At 81.0% G+C, this 2,110-nt stretch carries 2 protein-coding genes and 1 pseudogene; 1 reads left to right on the top strand and 2 read right to left on the bottom strand.

The window, feature by feature from the left end:
• Positions 1-664, bottom strand: a 664-nt coding sequence (locus GTR00_RS19595) for an NUDIX hydrolase (protein WP_166613229.1), incomplete at its 3' end; no start/stop codon positions are given.
• A complete protein-coding gene (nth, locus tag GTR00_RS25230; RefSeq protein ID WP_323132627.1) occupies positions 661-1,437 on the bottom strand; it encodes an endonuclease III in 777 nt (258 codons plus the stop codon). The genes GTR00_RS19595 and nth, both read right to left, overlap by 4 nt.
• Before the next feature lie 126 nt (positions 1,438-1,563).
• Here nth and GTR00_RS19605 point away from each other — a divergent pair.
• Positions 1,564-2,110: pseudogene (locus GTR00_RS19605) on the top strand (hypothetical protein); the annotation flags it as partial.

Raw genomic sequence — 2,110 nt, forward strand, 5'->3', positions numbered from 1 at the left:
CCCTCCCCGCCGCGCGACCCGCCACCGCCGGCGGCAGCAGCCCGCCCAGCTCCAGCACCCGCACCAGGACCTCGGCGGTGAAGCCCCACACGAGCAGCCCGCGCACCGCGAACGCCGGGCCGCTGTAGCCGCCGGGGCCGCGCAGCCGGCGCACCGCGCCCTCGGCGAGCAGCTCGGCCAGCGGCACGCGCTCCACCCGGGCGACCTCGGCGGCGTCGCGCACCCCCACCGGCCCGGGCGCGCGCCAGTGCGCCACCACGGGCGTGACCGCGTGGCGCGAGTGCGCCAGCAGCAGCTGCGGCAGCTCCCCGAGGACCTGCACGCCGGCGGGGTCCAGCCCGGTCTCCTCGGCGGCCTCGCGCAGCGCGGTCGCGGCGGGGGAGGGGTCGGCGGGCTCGCTGCGCCCGCCGGGGAAGGCCACCTGGCCGGAGTGCTGGCGCAGCGTGCCGGCGCGCTCGGTGAGCAGCACCTCCGGCCCGGAGGGCCCGTCGGCGAAGAGCACCAGCACCGCGGCCGGGCGGGCGGTTCCGGCGGCGGCGCGGCGGTCCTCGCGCCAGTGCAGGTCGGCGGCGGTGACGGTGGGCAGGCGCCCGGCCAGCGGGCGCAGCCAGCCGGGCAGGGCCCCGGTTCCCGCGTCCCCGGTGCGCGCCTCGCCGGTGCTCACGGGGCGACCGGCGCGACCGGCGCGACCGGCGCGACCGGCGCGGCGGGCGGCACCGGGCCGCGCACCAGCTTCGCGGCGCGCACCGGGTCGGTCTCGCCCGTGCCGTACGAGGGGCACAGGCGCGCCACCGCGCACGCCCCGCACGCCGGCTTGCGGCTGTGGCAGGTGCGCCGGCCGTGGAAGATCATCCGGTGGTTGAACATCGTCCAGCCGCTGCGCTCGATGAGCCGGGCGAGGTCGGACTCCACCTTCACGGGGTCCTCGTGGCGGGTGAAGCCCAGCCGGCGCGACAGGCGCCCCACGTGCGTGTCCACCGTCAGCCCCGGCACGCCGAAGGCGTCGCCCAGCACGACGTTGGCGGTCTTGCGGCCCACCCCGGGCAGCCGCACGAGGTCCTCCAGGCGGCCGGGCACCCGCCCGCCGTGCTCGGCCACCAGCGCCGCGGACAGCCGCAGCAGCGCGTCGGCCTTGGCGCGGAAGAACCCGGTGGGCGTCACCACGGCCTCCAGCTCGGCGCGGTCGGCGCCGGCGAGGTCCACCGGCTCGGGCCAGCGCGCGAACAGCTCCGGGGTCACCGTGTTCACCCGCGCGTCGGTGCACTGCGCCGACAGCACCGTGGCCACCAGCAGCTGGAAGGGGGTGCTGAAGTCCAGCTCGCAGTGCGCGTCGGGGTAGCGCTCGGCCAGCAGGCGGTGCACGCGGCGGGCGCGGCGGGTGCGCGCCAGCGGGGTCTCGCCGTCGGCGTCGAGGGCGGGCCGGGGGGTGGTGCTCACGGCCAGCAGGTTACGTGCCGGGCCGGACGGGGCCCGCGCCCGCGAGCGGGTGACGCCGGCGCGCGGTCGGGTGACGCGCGGCCCCGCGCCGTCAAGGACGGCGCGGCCGGGGACGACACGAGGTCCATGCACGGACGAGACGGCGGCCGCACCGGGCCGCTCCCCGCCACCGCCGGCGCGCCCGCCGGCGCCCCGCCCCACGCCCTGCCCGGGACCCTGCCCGGTGCGCTCGCCGCGGTCCTGGAGCGCGCCGGCGACCCCGGCCGCCCCGGGGGGTCCGCCGAGGTGCAGCGCGAGCTGCAGGAGCTGCCGCTGCTGGCGCTGCGCCGCCGCCGCGAGCTGCTGCTCGGCGAGCTGCGCCGCGCCGGGCACTGGGCGCGGCTGGTGCGCGCGCGCCGCGACCTGCTCGTGGCCGCCACCGTGGGCGCCGACGCCCTGGAGGTGCCGGTGGAGGCCGGCGCGCACGGCGGCCCGCTGGAGGCCCACCTGGCCGCCCACGTGCCCGCGCCCGCCCCGGGCGACGCGCTGCCCCCGGTCGCCGACCCCAACGACGTGCTGCGCGGGCTGGTCCTCACCGCCGGGCCCGGCGCGTCCGCCGGCGCCGTCGAGCAGCTGCGGGCCCTGGGGGTGGCCGCCCGCCGCCTGGGCGCCTACTGCGACGCCCTGGAGGCGG

It is taken from the genome of Kineococcus indalonis (assembly GCF_009906395.1).
GTDB classification, from domain to species: domain Bacteria; phylum Actinomycetota; class Actinomycetes; order Actinomycetales; family Kineococcaceae; genus Kineococcus; species Kineococcus indalonis.